At 68.9% G+C, this 21,287-nt stretch carries 19 protein-coding genes and 1 tRNA gene; 10 read left to right on the top strand and 10 right to left on the bottom strand.

Annotated features, from left to right (window positions below):
- Positions 1 to 75: 75 nt before the first annotated feature.
- From OV090_RS35725 to OV090_RS35705, 5 genes are all read left to right on the top strand, one after another.
- The gene (locus tag OV090_RS35725) at positions 76 to 954 is read left to right on the top strand and encodes a DDE-type integrase/transposase/recombinase (RefSeq protein WP_267701424.1); all 879 of its coding nucleotides are present in this window, start codon (positions 76 to 78) and stop codon (positions 952 to 954) included.
- 89 nt (positions 955 to 1,043) lie between these two features.
- Entirely contained in the window at positions 1,044 to 2,405 is a 1,362-nt protein-coding gene (locus OV090_RS35720; protein ID WP_267709186.1) for a tetratricopeptide repeat protein, read from the top strand.
- Between the two features lie 7 nt (positions 2,406 to 2,412).
- Positions 2,413 to 2,634: a hypothetical protein gene (locus tag OV090_RS35715; RefSeq protein ID WP_267709185.1), complete on the top strand. Its 222-nt coding sequence runs from the start codon at positions 2,413 to 2,415 to the stop codon at positions 2,632 to 2,634.
- 58 nt (positions 2,635 to 2,692) lie between these two features.
- A protein-coding gene (locus OV090_RS35710; protein ID WP_267704949.1) for an IS3 family transposase occupies positions 2,693 to 3,873 on the top strand; the annotation gives its coding sequence in 2 pieces (ribosomal slippage) (positions 2,693 to 2,948 and positions 2,948 to 3,873; 1,182 coding nt in all).
- Positions 3,776 to 4,375, top strand: a complete 600-nt coding sequence (locus tag OV090_RS35705; protein ID WP_267712112.1) for a sigma-70 family RNA polymerase sigma factor — start codon at positions 3,776 to 3,778, stop codon at positions 4,373 to 4,375. The genes OV090_RS35710 and OV090_RS35705 overlap by 98 nt, the downstream gene beginning before the upstream one ends.
- A 22-nt stretch (positions 4,376 to 4,397) precedes the next feature.
- Here OV090_RS35705 and OV090_RS35700 read toward each other — a convergent pair whose 3' ends face one another.
- The 3 genes from OV090_RS35700 to OV090_RS35690 all read right to left on the bottom strand — a co-directional run bounded on the left by OV090_RS35700 (position 4,398) and on the right by OV090_RS35690 (position 6,501).
- Positions 4,398 to 5,861 (bottom strand): sodium:solute symporter family protein, encoded by a 1,464-nt coding sequence (locus OV090_RS35700; RefSeq protein WP_267709184.1) that lies wholly within the window; start codon positions 5,859 to 5,861, stop codon positions 4,398 to 4,400.
- A gap of 118 nt (positions 5,862 to 5,979) precedes the next feature.
- Complete coding sequence (locus OV090_RS35695) at positions 5,980 to 6,195, bottom strand: hypothetical protein (protein ID WP_267709183.1); 216 nt, start codon at positions 6,193 to 6,195, stop codon at positions 5,980 to 5,982.
- Positions 6,196 to 6,375: 180 nt separating this feature from the next.
- Positions 6,376 to 6,501: a hypothetical protein gene (locus OV090_RS35690; protein ID WP_267709182.1), complete on the bottom strand. Its 126-nt coding sequence runs from the start codon at positions 6,499 to 6,501 to the stop codon at positions 6,376 to 6,378.
- A gap of 352 nt (positions 6,502 to 6,853) precedes the next feature.
- Between OV090_RS35690 and OV090_RS35685 the strand changes: the two genes are divergently transcribed.
- A tRNA-Lys gene (locus OV090_RS35685) sits at positions 6,854 to 6,926 on the top strand.
- 129 nt (positions 6,927 to 7,055) lie between these two features.
- Positions 7,056 to 7,664: a hypothetical protein gene (locus OV090_RS35680; RefSeq protein WP_267709181.1), complete on the top strand. Its 609-nt coding sequence runs from the start codon at positions 7,056 to 7,058 to the stop codon at positions 7,662 to 7,664.
- Positions 7,665 to 7,674: 10 nt separating this feature from the next.
- Here the strand turns inward: OV090_RS35680 and OV090_RS35675 are convergent, their stop codons facing one another.
- The 7 genes from OV090_RS35675 to OV090_RS35645 form a co-directional block, all read right to left on the bottom strand.
- Positions 7,675 to 9,540, bottom strand: a complete 1,866-nt coding sequence (locus OV090_RS35675; RefSeq protein WP_267709180.1) for a hypothetical protein — start codon at positions 9,538 to 9,540, stop codon at positions 7,675 to 7,677.
- Between the two features lie 136 nt (positions 9,541 to 9,676).
- The gene (locus OV090_RS35670) at positions 9,677 to 10,996 is read right to left on the bottom strand and encodes a DUF1501 domain-containing protein (RefSeq protein WP_267709179.1); all 1,320 of its coding nucleotides are present in this window, start codon (positions 10,994 to 10,996) and stop codon (positions 9,677 to 9,679) included.
- A 17-nt stretch (positions 10,997 to 11,013) separates the two neighbouring features.
- The gene (locus OV090_RS35665) at positions 11,014 to 13,308 is read right to left on the bottom strand and encodes a DUF1588 domain-containing protein (RefSeq protein WP_267709178.1); all 2,295 of its coding nucleotides are present in this window, start codon (positions 13,306 to 13,308) and stop codon (positions 11,014 to 11,016) included.
- A gap of 322 nt (positions 13,309 to 13,630) precedes the next feature.
- Positions 13,631 to 14,878, bottom strand: coding sequence for a hypothetical protein (locus OV090_RS35660; protein WP_267709177.1), 1,248 nt, complete (start codon positions 14,876 to 14,878; stop codon positions 13,631 to 13,633).
- Between the two features lie 39 nt (positions 14,879 to 14,917).
- Positions 14,918 to 15,721 carry a DUF434 domain-containing protein gene (locus tag OV090_RS35655; protein WP_267709176.1) on the bottom strand — a complete coding sequence of 268 codons (804 nt, stop codon included), beginning with the start codon at positions 15,719 to 15,721 and terminating at the stop codon, positions 14,918 to 14,920.
- Complete coding sequence (locus OV090_RS35650) at positions 15,718 to 16,758, bottom strand: aromatic ring-hydroxylating dioxygenase subunit alpha (RefSeq protein ID WP_267709175.1); 1,041 nt, start codon at positions 16,756 to 16,758, stop codon at positions 15,718 to 15,720. The genes OV090_RS35655 and OV090_RS35650 overlap by 4 nt, the downstream gene beginning before the upstream one ends.
- Before the next feature lie 100 nt (positions 16,759 to 16,858).
- Entirely contained in the window at positions 16,859 to 18,079 is a 1,221-nt protein-coding gene (locus tag OV090_RS35645) for a hypothetical protein (RefSeq protein WP_267709174.1), read from the bottom strand.
- 214 nt (positions 18,080 to 18,293) lie between these two features.
- On the opposite strand from OV090_RS35645, the gene OV090_RS35640 reads away from it, so the two are divergent.
- From OV090_RS35640 to pncA, 3 genes are all read left to right on the top strand, one after another.
- Complete coding sequence (locus tag OV090_RS35640; protein WP_267709173.1) at positions 18,294 to 19,001, top strand: matrixin family metalloprotease; 708 nt, start codon at positions 18,294 to 18,296, stop codon at positions 18,999 to 19,001.
- A gap of 223 nt (positions 19,002 to 19,224) precedes the next feature.
- Positions 19,225 to 20,667, top strand: a complete 1,443-nt coding sequence (locus tag OV090_RS35635) for a nicotinate phosphoribosyltransferase (RefSeq protein WP_267709172.1) — start codon at positions 19,225 to 19,227, stop codon at positions 20,665 to 20,667.
- 2 nt (positions 20,668 to 20,669) lie between these two features.
- The gene (gene pncA, locus OV090_RS35630; RefSeq protein WP_267709171.1) at positions 20,670 to 21,287 is read left to right on the top strand and encodes a bifunctional nicotinamidase/pyrazinamidase; all 618 of its coding nucleotides are present in this window, start codon (positions 20,670 to 20,672) and stop codon (positions 21,285 to 21,287) included.

The raw sequence follows: 21,287 nt of genomic DNA, 5'->3' as shown, positions 1-21,287 counted from the left end.
TGGGTTCCCCACGACGAGCGCGACCAGGTCGTCGACTTCGTGCATCGGCTGTCCGAAAAGACAGAGGTGCCGCTCGTGAAGTTTGTGGGGTGGCTGGGCATCGCCCGCGCCAAGTTCTACGAGTGGCGCCGGCGATACGGCAAGCTCAACGAGCACAACGGCAAGACCCCGCGCGACCACTGGATCGAGCCGTGGGAGCGCCAGGCGATTGTCGACTACTTCGATGCGCACCCGCTCGAGGGCTACCGCCGGCTGACCTTCATGATGCTCGACGACGACGTCGTCGCCGTCAGCCCTGCGACCGCCTACCGCGTCCTGCGGGCGGCCGGTCGCCTCGATCGTCATCGACCGAAGCCGAGCAAGAAGGGCACCGGCTTCGTCCAGCCCCTCGGCCCGCACGTGCACTGGCACATCGACATCGCCGTCATCACCATCGCCCGCGTCTACTACTACCTGTGCTCCGTCCTCGACGGCTACAGCCGATACGTCGTGCACTGGGAGTTCCTCGATCGCATGACCGAGGCCGACGTCGAGCTCATCCTCCAGCGTGCCCTCGAGGCCCACCCTGGCGCTCACCCGCGGGTCATCTCCGATAACGGCTCGCAGTTCATCGCCGGCGACTTCCGCCGCTTCATCGACCTCGCCGGCCTGACCCACGTCCGGACCTCGGTGAACTACCCGCAGGCCAACGGCAAGATCGAGCGGTATCACCGGACCCTCGACAAGAACACCATCCACGCCGTCACGCCCGACGGCGCCCACGCCACCATCGCCACCCGCATCGACCACTACAACAACCACCGCCTTCACAGCGCGATCGGCTACGTCAGCCCGCGCGACAAACTCCTCGGACGCGAGACCGAGATCTGGGCCGGCCGCGATCGCAAGCTCGAGGCAGCCCGAGAGCTCCGACGCAAGCGCCGAGAATTGGACCACCTCGGCACCGCCGCGTAACTTCTCTCGACCCTCCACTTCACCCTCAGCGTCTCCGTTCGTCAACCCACCCTCTGTCCCGTTCACGCTGAGCCAATACACAGAAGGCCATGCGCAGGCTTGTCGAGGTGCATGGCACCGAAGAGCATCCAGAGGTCGCCGCGTGTCTCCACGCACTGGGGGGCGTCCTGCACGCCCAGGGACATCTTTCGGCCGCCCGCGCTGTCCACGAGCGATCGCTGGCCGCTCAGGTCGCGGTATGCGGTACCGACAAACACCTGTCCGTGGCGGCTTGCCTGCATGCGCTCGGCATCGTCCTTGGAGACCTAGGAGACTTCCTCGGCGCCCGCACTGCGCTGAAGCGTTCCCTTGCGCTCAAAGCCGAACTCCTCGGAAGCGAAAAGTTCCCGGAGGTCGCAGCCGGTTTGCACGTGCTGGCGAGTGTACTGTCGGCGCAGGGGGACCTCCGAGCGGCTCGTGCAGCTCTCGAACGCTGCCTGGCGATCAAGGGAGAGCTGTTCGGCAGTGAAAATCATCCGGACATCGCCGCCAGCCTGCAGGCGTTGGGCGGAGTTCTCCTTGCTCAGCGAGAGCTCCCTGCCGCTCGCGCAGCCCTCGAGCGCGCGCTGGCTATCGAGAGGGAGGTCCACGGCACTGAGAAGCACCTTTCAGTCGCGGTCTGTCTGCATGAGCTCGGGGATGTCCTCCTCGTCTCGGGTGAGCTGCGGGCCGCTCACGCCGCGTTCGCGCGTGCGCTCGCCATCAAGCGCGAGTTGTACGAAACCGACAAGCACGCGTCGGTCGCCACCAGCTTGCACGCGTTGGGCTGCGTTCTTCAGGCGGAAGGGGACCTCGCCGCCGCGCGCAGCCATCTCACGCGCGCGTTGGAGATCCAGACCGAGGTCCTCGGCACGGAGAAGCATCCGTTCGTCGCCACGGGTCTTCATGCTTTGGGGAGCGTCCTTCTGGACCTTGGCGACCTCGCAGGCGCTCGCGCCGCTCTTGAACACTCTCTCCGAATCAAGTCCGAGCTGTACGTCGACGATCATCGGTCGATCGCGGCAGGTTTGCACGTCCTCGGCAATATCCTTTTCCACCAGCGGGATCTCGTCGGCGCTCGTGCTGCGTGGGAGCGCTCTCTCTCCATTACCGAGGCGCTTCATGGCGCCGAAACGCATTCCGACGTCTCATCTACCTTGCACAGCCTGTCGATGATCTGCCTCGTCGAAGGCAAGTTGCACGATGCCGTCGCGCTCCTCCGCCGGGCCCTCGACATCGAAATTCGCTGCTTCGGAGGGATCGAGCAGTACCACTCTGCAGAGATCGAGGCAGCGCTGGCGATGGTGCTCCTACGCCTTCAGCAGCATGACGAGGCCCGAGGGCGACTTGCGCACGCTGTTCCTCTGCTTGCCCTCGTCAACCCCCACCACCCCATCGTGCTGCAGTATGCAGCGTGGACTTCTGGCCGATAGGTGCACGATGTCGTTCGTCGAGCTTCTCCTGAACGCGGCGATGCAGGCGCAAGAGCCGGTCGCGGACGATCTCACATCCTTGCGCGCTGCGGTCTTCCGGCGCTTGCAGAGCTCAGGTTGGCGCTCCTCGCTCCAGCCCGTGCGGGGCCTTCCCCATGCGCGACGATCGAACGAGGCGTTGTTCGCGGCTTTTCTGGGCGGCGATGCAGATGCATTCGAGGAGCTCTGAAGCTGCCCCGATCTCGTGGACACCCTCGATGAGTCCGGAGTAGAGAGGGTTGAAGGGCATGAGCAAGAAGAAGCGAAGAGCATTCACGCCGGAGCAGAAGGCGGAAGCGGTCAAGATCGTGAAGAATTCAGGCAAATCGGTCACGCAGGTGGCCCAAGAGATGGGCCTGACGGTGAGCGCGCTGAGGAACTGGACAAGGCAGGAAGAGATCAACCAGAGCCCGGCCCCGCGAGGACCGCTGACGACGGATGAGCGGGCCGAGCTCGTCCGGTTGCGCAAGGAATTGAAGCGGGTCGAGATGGAGCGCGATTTTTTAAAAAAAGCGGCGGCCTTCTTCGCCAGGGAGACGTGACCGTCTTCCAGGTCATCGCGGCGGAGGAGGCCAGTTTCCCGGTCAGTATGATGTGTGAGAGCCTCGAGGTCTCGCGGAGCGGCTACTATGCATGGAAGACACGTGAACCATCGGCGAGAGCGCAGGAGAACGCGGCGCTCGCCCAGGAGGTCGCGGAGATCCATGCCGCGAGCAGGCGGACCTACGGGAGCCCGCGAGTCCGCAGCGAACTACGAGGACGTGGCCGCAAGGTCAGTCGTAAGCGAGTCGCCCGGATCATGCGCGAAGAGGGGATCCAGGGCCGTCGTAGGCCGAAATTCACGAGGACGACCGACTCGAACCACAGACTCCCCGTGGCCGACAACGTCCTGGATCGCAACTTCACCGCCAGCAAGCCCGACAAGGCCTGGGTCGCCGACATCACGTACGTGTGGACCCTCGAGGGCTGGCTCTACCTCGCGGTGATCATCGACCTGTTCTCGCGCCGCGTGGTCGGCTGGTCGATGGCCGACCACATGCGCACGGAGCTGGTCCTCGGCGCGCTGAGGGCCGCTCTGGGACACCGTGAGCCGTCCGACGAGGGGCTGGTCTTCCACTCCGATCGCGGCTCCCAGTACGCCGCAGACGACTACCGCGAGGCCCTACGCCAGGCAGGCATGACGTGCAGCATGAGCCGCAAGGGCAACTGCTGGGACAACGCGGTCGCCGAGAGCTTCAACAGCACGCTGAAGACCGAGCTCGTCCACCGCACGATCTTCCTCACCCGCGAGAATGCGAGGACGACCATATCGGAGTGGATCGAAGTGTTCTATAATCGCCAGCGTCGCCACTCGTCGATCGGCTACTCGACCCCGATCGCCTACGAGGAGAGCTTCTACGCCGAGCAGGCGCAGACTCGAGCGGCATAAGCAAAGTGTCCACTTTTTCGGGGCAATCCCACTCGCTCAGCGCCACCTCGCACGGCTCGTCGGTCATGCTCGCCGTAACCTCGCCCGGCCAGCAGACGCCGACGATCTGGTCCAGGATGCATGGGTGATCCTACTCGAGCGCGGGGGCGAGGTCTTGCGACACCCGGCCCCCAACGTCGCCGGGTTTTTGTTCGGCGTACTTCGCAAGCTGATCCGCCACACATTCGACGCGCGAGGCTTCGAGCTCGACTCCGTCTCCGAACCCGTCGACGAGGTTGACCTCTCCGAGTTGCTTGACGAGTACCAGCAGGCGGCACGAGTCGTCCGATTGCTCGCGCGCGAGTGCAATCTGCTCGAGCAAGATGTGCTGAGCCGTGTGCTCGACGGCTTGAAGAACACGGAGATCGCCGACGCACTCGAGCTCAAGCCCGGTCACGTTCGCAAGCTCAAGCACGATGCTCTCAAGAAGATTCGCGCTGCGTTGCGAGAAGAGCCAGCCTGATAACCACGACGACGGGGAGCGGTCAGGCGGGGCCGAGGGCGCGGGTGACCACGTGCGCGGGCGGAGGCCGGGACAGGGCGGTGCCGACGAGGGCGCCGGCGATGGCGGCGACGAGGCCCCAGGCGACCGGGAGGACGCCGAAGGGCGCGGGCAGGACGCCGGCGAAGGCGAGGCCGAGAGCGAGGTTGCCGGCGACGATCGAGGCGATGGCCCCGGCGGCGGTGAAGCGGCGCCAGCGGACGCCGAGCAGCAGGGTGGGCGTCAGGGTGACGTAGCCGGAGAAGCTGAAGGCGGCGATGTCGAACAGGGAGGCCGGGCGCGCGAGCACGAGGACGAACACCGCGGCCGACAGCGCGAGGGTGAACAGGCGCGCGGCCACGACCTCGCGCGCGGGAGTGAGGCCGGGCAGGAGGCGGCGCAGGACGTCGCGGGTGAGCATCGAGGAGAGGGTGAGCAGCTGGGCGTCGAGGGTGGACATCACTGCCGCGAGGACGCCGGCGAGCGCCATGCCCTGAAGGACAGGTCCGAGGTGACGCGCGACGAGCAGCGGGAAGATGGCGTCGCTGGCCTTGCCCTGGAGGCCGGCGATCTCGGCGGCGCCCCACACCCCGAACAGCACCGCCGGGAGCCACAGGATCACGAGCACGAAGGGATAGAGGCGGCAGACGTTCTTGAGCGCGGTGGCGTCGCGGGCCGCGAACACCCGCACGAGCATGTGCGGGAAGGCGATCACGGTCAGCGAGATGGCAAGGGCCCACGAGGCCCACGGACCGGGGGCGAAGGCGCCGGCGGTTGTTTTCTCGAGCAGGTGAGGGGCGCGCGTCTGGACGGCAGTGGCGGCGGCGCCGAGGCCCCCGAGGCGATCGGCGATCAGGAAGAAGGCGGCGACCATGAAGCCGAGGAAGGTCGCGCCCTGAAACACGTTGGTCCACATGGTGGCGCGCATGCCACCGAGCGCGGTGTAGGCGATCGTGATGCCGAGGATCAGGGCCGAGGATGCCCCGAAGGACAGGTTGCCCTCGGTCAGGACCTCGGCGGTCAGGCCGGCGCCGATCACCGCGGTGACCATGTAGGGGAGGGTGTAGAAGAAGAAGGCGGCGAACAGGGCCAGGCCGACGGCGGGCGAGCCGAGCCGCTCGGCGTAGAGCTCGGCCGGGGTGATGGCGCCGAGGCGACGGGCTGCGCGGCGGGCAGGCTCGCCGATCAGGAAGAAGGTGAGCGGGATGCCGAGGCCGACGATGGCGGCGTTGAGGCCGAACACTGCGACGCCCTGGTGGTAGGCGAGGCCGGGGATGCCGAGCAGCACGAACGGGGTGACGTTGGTGCCGAACAGGGCCATGAAGAGGACGAAGGTGCGAGCGGCCCGACCGCCGAGGAAGTAGTCCTCCGGGGTGCCGGAGGTGCGGCGATAGGCGACGGCGCCGATCACGAGGGTGACGGCGAGGTAGGCGGCGACGACCAGGCCGATCGCGGCGAGCGGGCTCATGCGAGGGGCTGGTCTTTCGGCCAGGTGATGGCGGGCAGGTGGCGGTAAAGCGGCCTGGTCTTTCGGCCAGGTCGACGGGGCGCGCAGCCTGGTCTTTGGGCCCTGTCGGATCGGGCAGTCATGGGTCGTCCGGGTCCTCCGGCCAGAGCGCGCTCGAGGTCATGTAGAACACGAGGAGCGCGGCGGCGGCCATCCACGCGAGGTGGTAGGCGAGGTCCCACGGCAGCCAGCCGAACACGAGCGGGCCGGGGCCGGCGTTCCAGGTGTCGACGTGGAGGACCATCAGCGCGACCGCGAGGACGGCGAACAGCCGCTGATGCGCCGCGGGAGACATGCACGGCGATGGTACGCGATGCGGGCGCCGTGGTTTGCCGAGCAGGCCGGGGCCGCAGGGGTCGACGGTGTCGGCGATGCGCTCGCACGTCTCGCCCCCGGTGCCGCGAGGGCATCGCGGCGGGCGCAGGGCGAGGCCGCGTCGAGGTCGCAGGCCCTCCACTCCTGCCGCAGCACCGCCTTACGCGCACGCCGGGTCGAACACGCTGCCGGCGGCGGTGCGGTCGGCGACGCAGGTCTCCAGGACGGCGGAGCCGTCGCAGGCCGCGAGCTTGGCGCAGATGGCCTCGGGCCTCGGGGTCGGCAAAAGGCCCGAGCTCGGCCGGACATTCGGCGGGGGCGGTGCCGGTGGCGTCGCCGCCGAGGGCCGGGGACGAGTCGGGTCCGCAGGCCAGGAGCGAGGAGAGGGCAGCGAGGCGGAGTCGGTATCGGCGCATGGCGAGGCGGGCGGGGTAGCGCCGGTTCTCTATGCGCTAGCGCACAAGTTTGCGGCCGGTTCGCGTGTTAGTGGCCCGAAAGGCACACGCAGCGGGCGTCCGGCGGGATTCCGCGCTCCGGCGGGGGGGCCTGACCTCGCTCGCGGCGAAAATAACTCTTGCGTCCCCATGGGGATCCTGTAGAAGGGGGGCCCGTTCGCGGCCCGCATGGGTTACGGACTTGGGCTCGTAGCTCAATTGGTAGAGCAAGGGACTCTTAATCCCTGGGTTGTAGGTTCGATTCCTACCGGGCTCACAGTAAAAAGAAGGCCAGAGGTCTAAAAGACCCCTGGCCTTCGGCTTTTGGTCGCGTCGTGACTCTGGGGGCTGCGGCGCCGGCGGCGAATGCGACCAGCCCTGGGAGATCTGTTAATCTCGGCCGGTCATGCGTCCGCTCCGACCCACCTTGTTGGCCCTGGCCTTGGCCGTGGCCGGTTGTTCGATGCATCCGGTGTACGTCGCCGAGATGGAGACGAAGATCCCCCAGCCCGGCGAGCTGCGGCGCATCGAGCACCCGCTGTTCATCATCCTCGACCCGGCCAAGCTGCCCGACACGATGACGGCGCTCGGGCAGGGGGTGAAGCCGATCGAGGTCCACGGGCTTCACACGTTCGTCGAGCGCGACCTGCAGCGGACGATGTCGCAGCTGTTCACGACGGTGACGGTGGGGCCGCCGTCGCTGCCGGCGCCGAGCGGGATCTTCCTCACCGGCGAGGTGCTGGTGAATTCGCTGTCGAGCTTCGTGGGCACGCGCGGCCCGGGGACGCCCTCGGGGGTCTACGTGCGCATGCAGTGGAGCTTCCGGATCCGTGCCTACGGGGCCCCGGCCGACGCCTTCATCTACCAGGGCACGGCCGAGAGCACGGTGCCGATCGCGGCCGTCAACTCGACCCAGCCGGCGCTGCAGACGCTGTTCGAGGACGCGTTGCGCCGGCTCGTGTCGCACTACGACGGGCAGAAGGCGTACGAGCGGATGTCGCGGATCGGCGCGTGAGGCCGCGGCCTCAGTCGAAGGCGGCGACGCGGACTGTGATCTCCTTGGCGTCGCCCTCGGGGACGATGAAGCGGGTCCGGTACAGGGTGCCGGCGTCGTCCTGGACGTAGAGGACGGTCTCGCCGGGGTCGAGCCGCAGCTTCTCGCGGATGTCGTCGCCCGCGCTGGCGAGGCTGGTCGACGAGGCCTTGCAGCTCGGCTGTACTTCGGGACAGGTAAAGAAGCCGGGGTTCGGGTGCTTGTACGCGGCGTTCGGCGGCAGGTCCTCGGCGGCGACGTAGAACAGGTAGGGCAGGCCGTCGCCGCCGCGGCGGTAGTAGAAGTCGACGGGGCCGTTGTTCTTCCAGTAGTCGCCGAGCAAGAGGTCGGCGATCTTGGGCGCCTGCTCCTGCAAGTAGGGCCGCACCGACTCGGCGATCTGCGGGCCGGTGACGCCGATGTCGATGTCGCGCAGGGTGAAGGCGACGTCGGCCGAGCCCTCGGCGATGTCGCCGCCCGGCGGGGTGTGCAGGGCGATCTGGGCCACCTCGTTGATCAGCTCCCAGACGTACTGGTCCTTCGGCGGGTTGCCGAGGTTGAGGAACACGTCGAACAGCGCCCAGCCCGGCGGGTTGGGGCCGACGTAGATGTGCGCGCCGAGGTTGCACGAGAACAGCACCTCGTAGCACTTGTCGAAGATGCGGTTCTTGTACTTCTCGCGGCCGCCGGCGACGATCACGCTCTCGAGCAGCCACGGGTCGATCGCCCACGCCGAGCCGGGCCAGGTCGCCTGCACGAGGTCGTGGTTCTCGGGCAGGTTCTGCTTGCAGGCGTCGTCGCCGGCGCACGAGTTGATGAAGTCGGCGTGCTCGGAGATGGCGAAGCGGAGGTCGACCCGCGGCGCGTCGGCGACGCCGACGATCGAGAACTTGACCGGGTCGTTGAAGTCGAACTCGAGCGGCTCGCCGAAGGTCGGGCCGGTCACGTCGACGACGGTCGACATGTAATCTTTCCCTTTGGACAGGTCGATGCCGTCGAGCAAGCGCAGGTTGCTCTCGGCCTCGATGTTCATGGCGAACTCGGGGGTGAGGCACTCGCTGGTGATCGGGAAGCTCGGGTCGACGATGCCGGGGTGGCCGCCCATCGGCCCCAGCTTGGTGGCGAGGGTGGTGAGGTCCTGCAGGGCGTCGTCGAGGTAGAGCGGCAGCGACTTGCCGTCGCCGCCGATGTGCGGGTGGGTGGCGAGCAGGTTGCGCTGCAGGGCGACGACCAGCTCCGGGGTGGTGATGAACTCCTCGGTGCGCAGGATGCCGAGCGTCTCCGCCAGGATCTGGCTGAAGCCGCCGCCGATCCCGAGGCCGTCGGCCAGGCCCTGCATGCCGGCGATCGAGGTGCCCTCGACCTTGGCGTTGGCCGGGGTCATGGTGAGGATCCGGATCAGCGAGTACTCGGCGCTGGTCTCCCAGGTGTTGTCGGGGCCCTTGAAGTCGGTTCCCGAGCAGTCGTGCTTGGGGTCGTCGCTGTCGGCCTTCCAGCCGGTGCCGCAGGCGCCCTTGATCGTGTCGAGGGTGTTCTTCAGCAGCGTCCCCGACTCGATGTCGAGCAGCTTGATCTCCTTGGCGGTGTCGCCGAACAGCTCGGCCGCCTCGGCCTTGTCGAGGCTGAGCTTGAGCGCCGGCACCGGGTCGTCGTTGAGCCGCAGCACGAACTCCTGCTCGGGGCCGAAGCCGTCGACGCCGGTGGTGGTCGGCTGCTCGGTGTCCGTGCCGGTGGTCGAGGTCGGGGCCTCGCCGCCGGTGGTGCCGGGCTCGGTGGCAGAGACAGCGGGCGCGTCGCCGCCGTTGCACGCGGCGAGGGCGAGGACGAGGAGGCGAGCGGTCGACTGCGTGGTGGCCATTGGGGCTTCCCGTAAGACTTCACCTTATCACAGCGCGCCGCGGCGGCGCGACGGCCCGCAAAAGCGCCGCGAGCGGCTCCAGGAGCCCGGAGGCTCCTGAACGCCGCTCGCGCTGGCGGGCCGCTCGCCTGCAGGATCAGGCGAGGAGGTTCATCTCGTCGCCCTTCTCGATGGCGATCGGGAACTGCTTCATGAGGTCGTGGCTGTCGATGCCGGCCAGGCGCCGCAGGCTGGCGTGGACGTGCCGCGGCTCGATGTGGATGCCCGACTCGCTCTGCTTGAGCGTCTTGGGGTCCCAGCTGTAGGCGCCGTGGCGCTCGTCGGACCCGCCGATGACCTTGTCGCCGCCGATGCCCTTGCCCATCATCATGAGGCTGGTGATGGAGTGGTGGTCCTTGCCGTTGGTGTCGTTGTAGCCGGGGGTGCGGCCGAAGTCGGAGCCGCACAGGACCACGAAGTTGTCGCCGATGCCCTGCACGTCGGCCTCGGTCCACAGGAAGTCGAGGCCGTCGAGGATCTGGACCAGCCGCGGGATGTGGCTCTCGTCGTGGTTGCCGTGGGTGTCGAAGCCGCCGATGTCGAGGTTGATCGAGATCGTGATGCCGGCGCGGAAGGCGGCCAGCGCGACCTGGATCTGGCGACGCAGCGGGTTCGGGCCGTTGTCGAGCATGTCCGGCAGGTACTGCTGCAGCTTCTTCAGCTCGTTGCTGCCGGTGCGCGAGGCGTACAGGTTGCTGATCGCGTTCTGCACGCGCGGCAGCTGCTCGGTGGCCAGGAGCCGCTCCTTGCGCTTCTCCTGGGCCTTGCGGATCAGGTCGCCCGCGACCGCGGAGTGGAACAGGCTGTTCTCGTCCTCGGGGTTGGCGCGGTCGGGGTAGGCGATGCGAGCCAGCGCCTGGGTGTTGCCCGAGCGCGTGCGGGCGACCTGGCCCTGCGTGTCGTCGAAGCCGCCGAAGCTGAGGTAGCTCATCGGCAGCGCGTGGCCGTGGACGGCGGCGATCAGGGCGGCGAGGCTGGGGTAGCCCTCGGCGAGGCGGCCCGACCAGCAGTGGCGCGAGCCGCTGTCGTGGCCGTTCGTCTGCATGTCGAGGCCGTTGATCACGCGCAGCCGCTTGTAATGCTTCTGGAAGAAGTCCTGGTACGCGGTCGGGCTGTCCATCGTGCCGATGTTCGGGTACTTGATGGTGCCCGCGGCGTCGATCTGGTCGAACGTGAAGGCCCGGTTCATCGCCTCCGGATCGTCAGGGCTCTTGCTGCCCTTCGGATCGCACAGCGAGGTCGGGTCCCACCCGCCGCCGGCGTTGAGGAACACCCACAGCGGGCCGCCGTAGGTCTCCGCCAGCGGCGGCAGGACGGGGTTCTTGATGGCGCCCGGGCCCCGACCTGCGAACACGGTCGGGGACACGGCCGCGAGGCCCGCGAGGGACATGAGCTTGAAGAAATTACGACGGTCCATGATGTCCTCCTTCGGGCCTATTCGTGCAGGAAGCGGTAATCCGACAGCATGTAGGCGAGGACGCCCATCCACGCGCGAATGGTGTAGTCGTTGTCCTGGGTGATCCGGTTCTCTTCCGGCAGCGGGTTGCCGGTCCACCAGTCGTTCTCGGTCCGGCACGGCGGGTCGGCCGTGTAAGTGCCGGCGGCGAGGCCCGCCTTGCCGTCCTGCCAGATCTCGAAGAACAGGTTGTACGCGGCGTCGACCTCGGGGTCGCCGATGTCATAGTGCTCGCCCAGCACGTGGTCGTACAGGTGCTGGATGTTGGCCCGGATGGCGTCGTTGACGGCCGGGACGGCGAAGCCGTTGTCGTCCTGCGGGACGAAGCTGGTCTCGACGTACGGGAACAGCAGGCGGTCCGACGGGTCCTTGGCGAAGTCACGCGAGGTGGCGCGGCACGACATCTCGTTCGACATGCGCAGGGCGATGTTCGCCATGATGCCGTTCGGCTCGGTGATCCGGTTGACGATCGAGTCCGAGTCGATGCCGCCGTAGAAGATCTTGTACTCGTTCTCGTTGAGCAGCAGGTCGGAGTCGTTGACGCCGTAGCGCCACGGGTAGCCGGTGACCGCCTCGACCTTGCGCGAGAGCTGCTCGGGCGACAGGTACTGCGCCGTGCCGAGCTGCGCCAGCTCGCGGGCGCGGACCTCGTCGACCTCGCCGCGGACGTTCTTCGCGCGGAAGTAGTCCGTCTTGATGATCTCGCGGAACACGATCTTGAGGTTGTAGTTGTTCTCCTTGAACTTCTTGGCGATGCCCTTGATGACGCGGTCCTGGACCTCGAAGGCCTTGAGCGCCTCCTCGAAGCCCGGCATGGCGGCGTCGAACGGCTCGTTGATCGGCTCGACGCCGGTCAGGCCGCGCCACACGATGTTGACGGCGGACTGGGCGAAGCGGTCGTCGGCGGTCAGCTGCTTGGCGAGCCACTGCTCCGACTTGTTGGTCGAGCCCTCGGGCATCTGCGCCTCGCCGAACCCGGGCAGCAGCATCTCCGGGTACCAGACCCCCGCGTCGGTCTCGGCGAGCGGCTGGTAGTCGCCCATGTCGTTGAAGTTCTGGAAGGAACCAGCGACCGGGTCGATGACGTTGTGGCAGACGTTGCAGTTCGGGTTCTCGCGCGTGGCGTTCGGCGTCTTGATCGCGGTCGGGTCGATCGGCCGCTCGCCGAGCCGCAGCACGTCGGTGGCGAGGAAGAACTTGTAGGTCATCCGCGCGCGGTGGCGGTTGCGGTTGGTCGGCGTGGTCGGGAAGCGGTTGAGCCACATCGCCGAGGTCAGGACGCCGGCGTGCGGGATGCCGGGCAGCTTGCCGACGGCGAGCTCCTTCCAGTCGTTCGGGTCGTTGAACTTGACGTCGACGCCGTAGGCCTTGGCCGAGAACGGCGTGAAGACCATGTAGTCGGCCTCGACGATGTCCTTGTACGAGAGGTCGTTCTTGACGATCCACGCGACCAGGTTGAGCGCCTCGCGGGCGACGCTGGTGTTGGTCCACCAGCGGTACTGCTCGCGCACGTCGTCCGGCTGGCCTTCGAACCAGTAGGCGTCGGGGTACTTCTCGGCGTTGAGCAGCTCGACGGCCCCGTTGCCGCCGATGTAGCGGTCGGTCAGGAACACGTCGTTGTACATCTCGACGACGCGGTCGATGAACGCGTCTTCCTTCATCACCGCGTCGAGCACCGGGTCGAGCTGGTCGATGCCGAAGCCGCGGACGGACTCGTACTCCTCGGGCGTCGGCAGGCGGCCGGCCAGCGCGAGGGAGGCCTTGCGCAGGGTGTCGACCTCGTCGAGCAGCTCGACCTCGTCGAAGTAGTTGCCGAGGTTGACCGCGCCCTCGCACTCGACCGGGTTGTCGAAGCGCTTCAGCAGCGCCTGGAGGTCGTTGTACTCCTGGCTGTCGGGCTTGAGCTGGAGGCCGCCCTCGTGCTCGACGCGCATCGACGGCTTGGCCAGGATGAGCGGGAGGCCGTCGACCTCGTAGCGCGCGAGGTCCTGGACCAACTTCATGTTGGCCTCGAGGTAGCCGGGCACTTCCTTGGGAGTCAGCACGAACTTGGTGTGCTTGGCGGCGCCGGTCGAGCTGTGACACGAGCTGCAGGTCGCAGCGAGCGTCGGGGCCCAGACCTTCTCGCGGAAGAACACGTCGGTGGGAACACACTCGCCGTCCGTGACTTCGGAGCAGGCGGACATGCCGAGGCCGGAGCCGACGCCGGTCACGGCGATCAGCGCCGCGCGGGTGACCAGCTCGCTGGTTCGTTTCGGGTGAGAACGGGTCATCGTGCGACTCCTCGTGCTAAAGGGGCGAGACGCATGCTCGCCACCTGGTCATCGTAAAGGCGTTTGCGCAGCCGCTGCAAGCGCGGCAGGCGGGGCGAAACCGATCGTGGGGCGCCGGCTCTCGGGCCGGCGGGAAAACCTGAGGGCGAGGATATCGAGATGTCCGAAGGGACAGCTTCGATGAACGCCCGAATTGCCGGCGCGAAGCGGCCGTCACGCGCGTTTGGGGGGACGCGACCATGACGGCCGAGGGCCCGCATCGGTGCGCTGCGGGCTGGCGACGACGGCGGAGCTCACCGCGGCGGAGATCGACCGCGCGGCGCTAGGTGGTCGACGTGGTGGTCGTCGACGAAGACGTGTCGTCGGTGGTCGACGAGTCGCCCGTCGTCGTGGTGGTCGACGTCGACGTGTCGTCGGTCGTGGTGTCGGGACCCGTGCTGGTGGTGGTGTCGGGACCCGTGGTGGTGGTGTCCGGACCCGTCGTCGTCTCCGGCGGCGGCTGGCCCTCGCACTGGCCCTCGTTGCAGTTCTGGCCCTCGCCGCAGCCGCCACACGAGCCGCCGCAGCCGTCGTCGCCGCACATCCGCCCGTCGCAGTTCGGCACGCAATTGCAGGCCAGGGGGTCTTCCATCGGCGAGGCGTAGCCGTCGTCGCACATGCACAAGGGCGCGCCGCTCGAGCTGTCGCACGCGCCGTGGCCCGAGCAGCTCTCGAGGTAACAGGTGCCCGTGATGAACGGCAGGTAGCCGACGCTGTGCGCGAGATCTCCGCTGCCGACCTGGACCTCGACCAGCGTCGCGCCGTCGACCTTGCCGATCAAGAACGGCACCGCGTCGACGGTGACCTGAGCGCTGCTGACGATCACCGAGCCGGTGGCGAGGCCGCCCGAACAGCCGGCGATGATGCTGCCGCCCTGCACGCTGGCGAACTTGAGGCCGCAGTAGCGGCTGCCGTCGCCGTTGAGTGGCCGATTGGACATGCCCATCGGGTCATACACGGTGAAGCCGATGTCGAGCATCGAGGTGCCCTTCGGCGAGACCTTGACGGTGGCGATGTCGGTGAGCGGCTTGCCGTAGTCGACGTCGCCGGGGACCCGCGCGAGCATCGGCTCGTCGACGGTGGCCGCGATCTCGCCGCCGGCCGCGAGCGCGATGATGCCGAGCGCGCCGATGTACGCGACGGCGCGGTCGTCGGAGGCGGCGTGCGAGACGACGCGGCTGTCGCCGCGCTGCCACAAGATCGAGGGCTGCTTGGGCACGTCGCCGCCGAAGGTGACCTCGGCGGGGATCCGCAGGTCGAGGTCGGTCGGCTCGATGCGATAGGCGCCGCCGGACTGCTTGAAGTCGCCGCGCGTGAGGTCGTCGTCGACGGGGCGGATCACGATCTGCCGCGTCGTGACCAGCGCGCCGGCGGGGAACTTGATCGTCGGGCCTTCTTCGAGCGCCAGCTCGCCGCCCTCGGGCCCGATCAGGGCGTAGACGGCGGAGGTGTCCTGACAGCCAGGTACGAGCACGGCCGCGGCGAGGAAGAACGAGCGGACGAGGGGGAGCCGAAGAGAAGCGATCGTCACGAGAAACCCGTATACCCGAAGTGGCTTCGCTTCAGAAGGTCACCCGAGGTCTGCTCGCGGTAGCGCTGCTTCGCCTGAGAGGTCGAGCAGCCACAGGTCGGGCCTCGCGGCGAGCACCGGACCTTCGAGCGATGACGCGTGCGAGGATTCGGTGGGACCCCGAAGGAGCGCTCCGAGGAGGTCGATCCAGCGCGCGCACCGATCGAGGATCCACGCGTCGCTGGTGGCGACGATGCCGGCGTGCTGCGCCAATATAGGATCGGGGTGATGCACGAGCTGGACGGTCCACGGCAGGCCGCGCTGCTCGGCGCGAGACTCGAGCAGCGCGCGGAGACGACCGCTGCCGGCGACAGGTCGGTCCAGGTACCACACGACTTGCGCGGGCGCAGGCGCGCCGGCGCCGTGGAGGAGGCGCGCGATCGCGTCGACGGCGAAGCTGGTCTCGAGCACCTGCTCGTAGGCGCCGTGGACGGCCGCGAGGTCGCGCAGCGCCCCGTCACGGCCGCGTAACACGACCCCGTGCGACAGCGCCGACTCGACGGTGATGAGCGCGTTGAGGCCGTCGATCGCGAGGTCGGCGCCGGCGAGATCGGCCAGCCCGACGTGGGTGGCGCGGCGCCGCGCGAGCGCCTCGTCGCTGCAGGCCGAGCGCAGCACGGCCATCCTCTGTCTGGCCGAAAGGACATGTTTGTCGCCGACCAGCTTGAGCGCCGCGTCGCCGCTGTAACCGCGGGTGAGCAGCCACGAGAGGTCGGCGACGGCGGAGCGCAGGGCCGGTCGGTCGGCCTCGCCGAACAGGCGGTCGTCGCCGGTGGCGCGGGCGCGGCGGTGGAGCTCGGTCATGTGCGGAGGGCGACCAACTGCGCGGGCGCGGCGGCTTCGGGTTCGTCCCAGCGCAGGCCCCAGCCGCGCTCGACCAGGCACTCGCGCCGCAGCTTGCGGAACACCAGCGGGATGGCGTCGCTCTTGGCGTGGACCTCGCGGCTCATGTCCAAAGGGACAGCTCGGGGCCGCTGCGCCTCGACGATCGGCTGGTCCTCGAGGAAGATCCGGTGCGTCCGCTTCTTGGCGTTGCCGTCGGCCCACGCGCCCGTGAAGAAGTCGCGCAGCATGATCCAGCGGGTCAGGGTGTGCTCCTCGTCGATCGGGATGTTGCTGCTGAAGACGATCATCTTCATGCCGCCGAGGTCGAGGTCGAGGCGGGTGCAGCAGGGCATGTAGAAGGCGACGCGGGTCTTCACCGGCGGGCGCTCCTTCGGCAGCACCAGCGACCACAGGCCGCTGGGCGGCGGGGCGACGAGCGCGACCGAGGCGCTGGCGCCCCACTCGTGCGGCTCGACGACGTAGTCGGCGACCTCCGGGTGCGCGGGGTTGCCGAACGAGCGCGAGTGGACGAACGGAGCGTGGGCGATGTCCATGCCGTTCTCGACCACGCGGGTGTAGTGGGCGTGCCACAGGAAGTCGCCGTGGATGGCCTTCCAGCCGGGCTGGCCGTACTCCGGCAGCGGCGGGATCGGCGGGCGCTCGGTCTCGGGCAGGTCGCCGACGAACAGCCACACCCAGCCGTGGCGCTCCTCCGTGGGGTAGCCGCGCACCTGGGCCTTGCGGGGGATGCGGGCGTCACCGGTGTTGGCCGGGATCTTCACGCAGGCGCCGCCGGCGTCGAAGGCCCAGCCGTGGTAAGGACACACGATGTGGCCGTCAGAACATGTCCCCTGGGACAGGGAGCCGCCGCGGTGCGGGCAGCGGTCGTCGAGGGCGACGACGCGGCCGCCGGCGTCGCGCCACAGCACGAAGTCGTGGCCGAGCATGTGCAGCCGAATCGGCTGGGCGCCGATCTCGGCCGAGCGGTGGCAGGCGTACCAGAAGTTCTGCAGCACGCCCGCGGTGTAGCACGCGGGGTCGTGGGGGCGCCACGCCGGGCCCGCGCGGCGGATGTGCCGCCGCGCGGAGGTGCGGCGCGGGCATGGGGCGCGCGGACTACATCGGCGCGAACGGGGCGCAGGTCGAGACGCCGGCGCCGACGATGCGGATCGGGGCGGCGTTGTTGATGGTGGTCAGCTGCTGCTGGCCGTCCATGTCGCTGTCGTCGTAGTCGAGGTGGGTGACCTTGCTGACCAGCCCGTTGTTGGTCTCGGTGAAGAAGTAGAAGTCGCCGCCGAAGAAGGCGAAGGCGAAGGCGTTGGTCAGCGGCAGGTTCTGCAGCGGGAAGGTGTCGATCACCGCGCCGGAGGCCTTGTCGCGCTCGACGAGTTTCGAGGGGACGCCGCCGAACGAGAACACGCGGCCGTCGCCCGTGCCGGTCATCTCGGCGCCGTTGAAGTCGGTCGGCGAGATGATGTCGATGAGCAGGCTGTCGGGGTCGACGCTGAGGAAGTCGCCGGAGTTCGGGCCCTCGCTGAAGCCGCCGATGCCGTCGTACGAGTTGCCGTACATGCGGTCACACTGGTCGAACTGGCTGTTCGACACGAAGGCCATGCCGAAGTAGCCGATGCCCTGCTGGTTGGGGTTGTAGCCGGGGTCGATGCAGTTGTTCGGGTTGGTGACGTCGATCTTCCAGATCTCGCCGGCGGGGGTGTTGAACATGACCCACGCGAAGCCGAGGCGGTCGACGGCCATCGAGAAGGTGCTGGTCATGCCGCCGCAGTTGAAGCTGCCCAGCATCGAGAAGGTGTTGGTCTCCGGGTAGTACTTCCACAGCTGGGAGTCGTCGGAGAGGACGAAGATGCCGTCGTCGAGCGGGACCTCGATGTCCGGACACGCGCACGGACCCGGGTCGTCCTCGGTGGTCGTGCCGTCGGTGGTGGTCGAGGTGTCGTCGGTGGTCGACGTGCTCGTGGTGGTGGTGTCGGTGGTGGTGGTGGTGGTGGTGTCGGTCGTGGTCGTGGTCGTCGTGTCGGGCCCGGTGGTCGTGTCGACGCCCATCGTCGTGGTCCCGGTCATCGACTCGGTGGTGGTCGAGGTCGGCGGCGTCGTCGTCGTGTCCTCGCTCGTGCCTTGCGACTCGGTCTGACCCATGGTGCCGCCCTGGGTCGGATTGTCGGTGGCGCTCATGCTGCCGCCCTGGGTCGGGCTGGTGGTGTCGGTGGTCGTGGCGTCCGTGTTGGTGCCGGTGCCGCTGTCGGTGATGGCGCCAGTGACGCCGCCGTCGTCGCCGCAACCGGCGAGCAGGACGGCCAGAGCCCATGCGGAGCGGTTCATGAGTAGTTCTTTCATGCGCGCAGCGTAACAATTTCGGTACAAACGTGGGCGCAGGCCGGCGCGCGGGGGCGCGCGCACGGGAAAACAGGCGGCGTGATCCGGTTCACGGCCAGGTGTACGGGCGGTGATGACGGTTGTGGGCCCGGGCGGCGGCACATGGCCGGGCCTTCCTCGAGGCCTGAATAGGATCGGGCCCTCCCGCGTTGGCCTCGACATGTCTTCCTTGCTCGTGACCCTGTGCGCGGCGGCGCTGGTGGCTGGGGCCTCGGGGTCTGTGCCCGAGTCCGCTGCGGAGATCCCTGGAGACGTCGCTGCGAGCGTGCAGTCGCCGCAGATCCGGGCAGTGGTGGTGCTGGTGGTTTTGGGGGAATTTCCGGCCGAGTTGGTCGACGGCATCGAGGCGGCGCTGCGCTCGACGTATCAGGTGGAGGTGCAGCGCCGCTCGCCGATCGCGTTGCCGAAGTCGGCCTGGTACGCGCCGCGCAAGCGCTACAAGGCCGACGTGCTGCTGGGGTACCTCGGCGAGCAGGTGGCCGCGGCGCCGCGAGGGACGCGGATCCTCGGGCTCACGTCGGTCGACATCTCGACGAGCAAGGGCAAGTTCGCCGATTGGGGGGTGTTCGGGCTCGGCGAGCTCGGCGGGACCGCGGCGGTGGTGTCGGGCCATCGCCTGTGGCGCAAGACGAAGGACAAGCGGCTCGTCGCGTGGCGGGTCACCAACACGGCGGTCCACGAAGTGGGGCACGTGCTGGGGCTCGACCATTGCGAAGAGCCGCGCTGCGTGATGCTCGACGCCGAGGGCAAGATCGACAACACCGACGCGTCGACGGGCGGTCCGGGGCCGGGGTGTACTGCGCTGCTCGACGCGCGCGCGCCCCTGCGTCCGCGGGCGGTGGTGCTCGGGGACGCGAAGGCGCGGTGAGGCCGACTCTCGCGGCATTGCGACTGCGCGTGTGATGGGGGAGGACGCGAGGCTCGTGCTGGGCGAGGCCTCCATGCGTGGTGCGCGTGCGCGGTTTGACGCGAGACGTGCAGGAGACAGGCTGGCAGCGCGCGCGGTTTGACGCGCGATGATCGATCGCGCAGCGGCGACGAGAGTTCGCGCGCCTTGACGCGGGCAGGGCCGGCGCGCTACCCCGAAACTCGTGTCGCCCGGCTCGCTGGCGCTGTTGACGGACCTCTATCAAGTCACGATGGCCTGCGGCTACTGGAAGCTGGGGCGCGCGGACGAAGAGGCGGTGTTCAACCTGTTCTTCCGCCGGGCGCCGTTCCGCGGCGCGCACGCGATCGCGGCCGGTTTGCAGGAGGCGCTGCAGTACATGGCCGAGTTCCGGTTCACGCCGGAGGACGTGGCCTACCTCGGCACGCTGCGCGGCAACGACGGCCAGCGCCTGCTCGAGCCGGGGTTTTTGGACTACCTGGCGTCGCTGCGGCTGACGCTCGACGTCGAGGCGGTGCCGGAGGGGACGCCGGTGTTCCCGCACGAGCCGCTGCTGCGGGTGCGCGGGCCGCTGGCGCAGTGTCAGCTGCTCGAGACGCCGCTGCTCAACTGCATCAACTTCTCGACGCTGATAGCGACCAAGGCGGCGCGGATCTGCGAGGCCGCGGGTGGCGATCCGGTGGTCGAGTTCGGGCTGCGGTGCGCGCAGGGCAGCGACGGGGCGCTGACTGCCTCGCGCGCGGCGTACATCGGCGGGTGCGCGGCGACCTCGAACGTGCTCGCGGGGATGCGCTACGGGATCCCGGTCCGGGGGACGCACGCGCACAGCTGGGTGATGTCGTTCGCCGACGAGCGCGAGGCGTTCGCGGCCTACGCGGAGGCGTTGCCGAACAACTGCACGTTCCTGGTCGACACCTACGACACGCTCGAGGGGGTGCGGCGCGCGGCGGAGGTCGGCAAGCTGCTGGCGGCGCGCGGGCACGCGATGGCGGGGGTCCGCCTCGACTCCGGCGACCTCGCGGCGCTCAGCGTGGCGGCGCGCGAGATCCTCGACGCGGCCGGGCTCCAGCAGGCGGCGATCGTCGCCAGCAACGACCTCGACGAGCGCGAGATCGTGGCGCTCAAGGCCAAGGGCGCGGCGATCGGCGTGTGGGGCGTGGGCACGCGGCTGGTGACTGCGTACGACCAGCCGGCGCTCGGCGGGGTGTACAAGCTGGCGGCGCTGCGCGGACGCGCGGGCTGGGAGTACCGGATCAAGCTGTCCGAAGAGCCAGTCAAGGTGTCGAACCCGGGGCTGCAGCAGGTGCGGCGCTACGCCGATCCTTCGGGGCGGCTGCTCGGCGACGTGATCTACGAGGAGGGGCTCGGGCTGCACGGGGCGGGCGCCCGCGTCGATGCGGCCGGGGAGTTCGCGCCGCCGGCCGGGGCGAGCGTGGAGGACCTGCTGGTGCCGGTGCTGCGCGCGGGCCAACCGGTGTACGAGCCGCCGCCGCTGGTCGAGGTGCGGGCGCGGACGCAGGCGCAGCTGCAGCGGCTCGATCCGGCGGTGCGCCGGCTCGACGCGCCGGCCTCCTACCCGGTGGCGCTCGACCGGCCGCTGGCTGACCTGAAGGCCAGGTTGATGGCGGCGGCGCGGAAGGAGCGGTGAGCATGCGGGCGCTGATCCTGGTCGACATCCAGAACGATTTCTTGCCCGGCGGGGCGCTGGCGGTGCCGGAGGGCGATCGCGTGATCTCGGTGGCCAACGCGCTGATGCCGTTGTTTCCCCTGGTGGTGGCGACGAAGGACTGGCACCCGCCGGACCACGGGAGCTTCGCCGACAATCACCCGGGCCGCGCGCCCGGGGAGGTGGTGATGCTGGCGGGGCTGGAGCAGGTGCTGTGGCCGACGCACTGCGTGCAGGGCACGCGCGGGGCCGAGTTCGCGGCGGGGCTGCAGCAGGGGCCGGTGGCGAAGAGCTTCGTCAAGGGGGTCGACCCGGAGGTCGACTCGTACAGCGGGTTCTTCGACAACGGCCGCCGGCGCTCGACCGGGCTCGGCGAGTATCTGCGGGTCCACGAGGTCCGCGAGGTGGTGGTGCTCGGGCTGGCCACCGACTATTGCGTGAAGTTCACGACGCTCGACGCCCTGTCGCTGGGGATCGCGGCGACGCTGGTCGAGGACGGCTGCCGCGGGGTCGAGCTGCAGCCCGGCGACGTGGCGGCCGCGCTGGCGGAGGTGCGTGCAGCCGGCGGGGCGGTGCGTCGCAGCGCAGATCTGCTAGGCTGA

This window comes from Nannocystis sp. RBIL2, from assembly GCF_026626745.1.
GTDB lineage: Bacteria > Myxococcota_A > Polyangia > Nannocystales > Nannocystaceae > Nannocystis.
This window is presented reverse-complemented; position numbering and strand designations above follow the sequence as displayed.

Coding starts and splice junctions, on each gene's coding strand:
- OV090_RS35645 (WP_267709174.1), bottom strand. CDS start 18,079: ATGAACCGCTCCGCATGGGCTCTGGCCGTCCTGCTCGCCGGTTGCGGC.
- OV090_RS35715 (WP_267709185.1), top strand. CDS start 2,413: ATGTCGTTCGTCGAGCTTCTCCTGAACGCGGCGATGCAGGCGCAAGAG.
- OV090_RS35640 (WP_267709173.1), top strand. CDS start 18,294: ATGTCTTCCTTGCTCGTGACCCTGTGCGCGGCGGCGCTGGTGGCTGGG.
- pncA (WP_267709171.1), top strand. CDS start 20,670: ATGCGGGCGCTGATCCTGGTCGACATCCAGAACGATTTCTTGCCCGGC.
- OV090_RS35700 (WP_267709184.1), bottom strand. CDS start 5,861: ATGAGCCCGCTCGCCGCGATCGGCCTGGTCGTCGCCGCCTACCTCGCC.
- OV090_RS35695 (WP_267709183.1), bottom strand. CDS start 6,195: ATGTCTCCCGCGGCGCATCAGCGGCTGTTCGCCGTCCTCGCGGTCGCG.
- OV090_RS35655 (WP_267709176.1), bottom strand. CDS start 15,721: ATGACCGAGCTCCACCGCCGCGCCCGCGCCACCGGCGACGACCGCCTG.
- OV090_RS35675 (WP_267709180.1), bottom strand. CDS start 9,540: ATGGCCACCACGCAGTCGACCGCTCGCCTCCTCGTCCTCGCCCTCGCC.
- OV090_RS35680 (WP_267709181.1), top strand. CDS start 7,056: ATGCGTCCGCTCCGACCCACCTTGTTGGCCCTGGCCTTGGCCGTGGCC.
- OV090_RS35665 (WP_267709178.1), bottom strand. CDS start 13,308: ATGACCCGTTCTCACCCGAAACGAACCAGCGAGCTGGTCACCCGCGCG.
- OV090_RS35670 (WP_267709179.1), bottom strand. CDS start 10,996: ATGGACCGTCGTAATTTCTTCAAGCTCATGTCCCTCGCGGGCCTCGCG.
- OV090_RS35720 (WP_267709186.1), top strand. CDS start 1,044: ATGCGCAGGCTTGTCGAGGTGCATGGCACCGAAGAGCATCCAGAGGTC.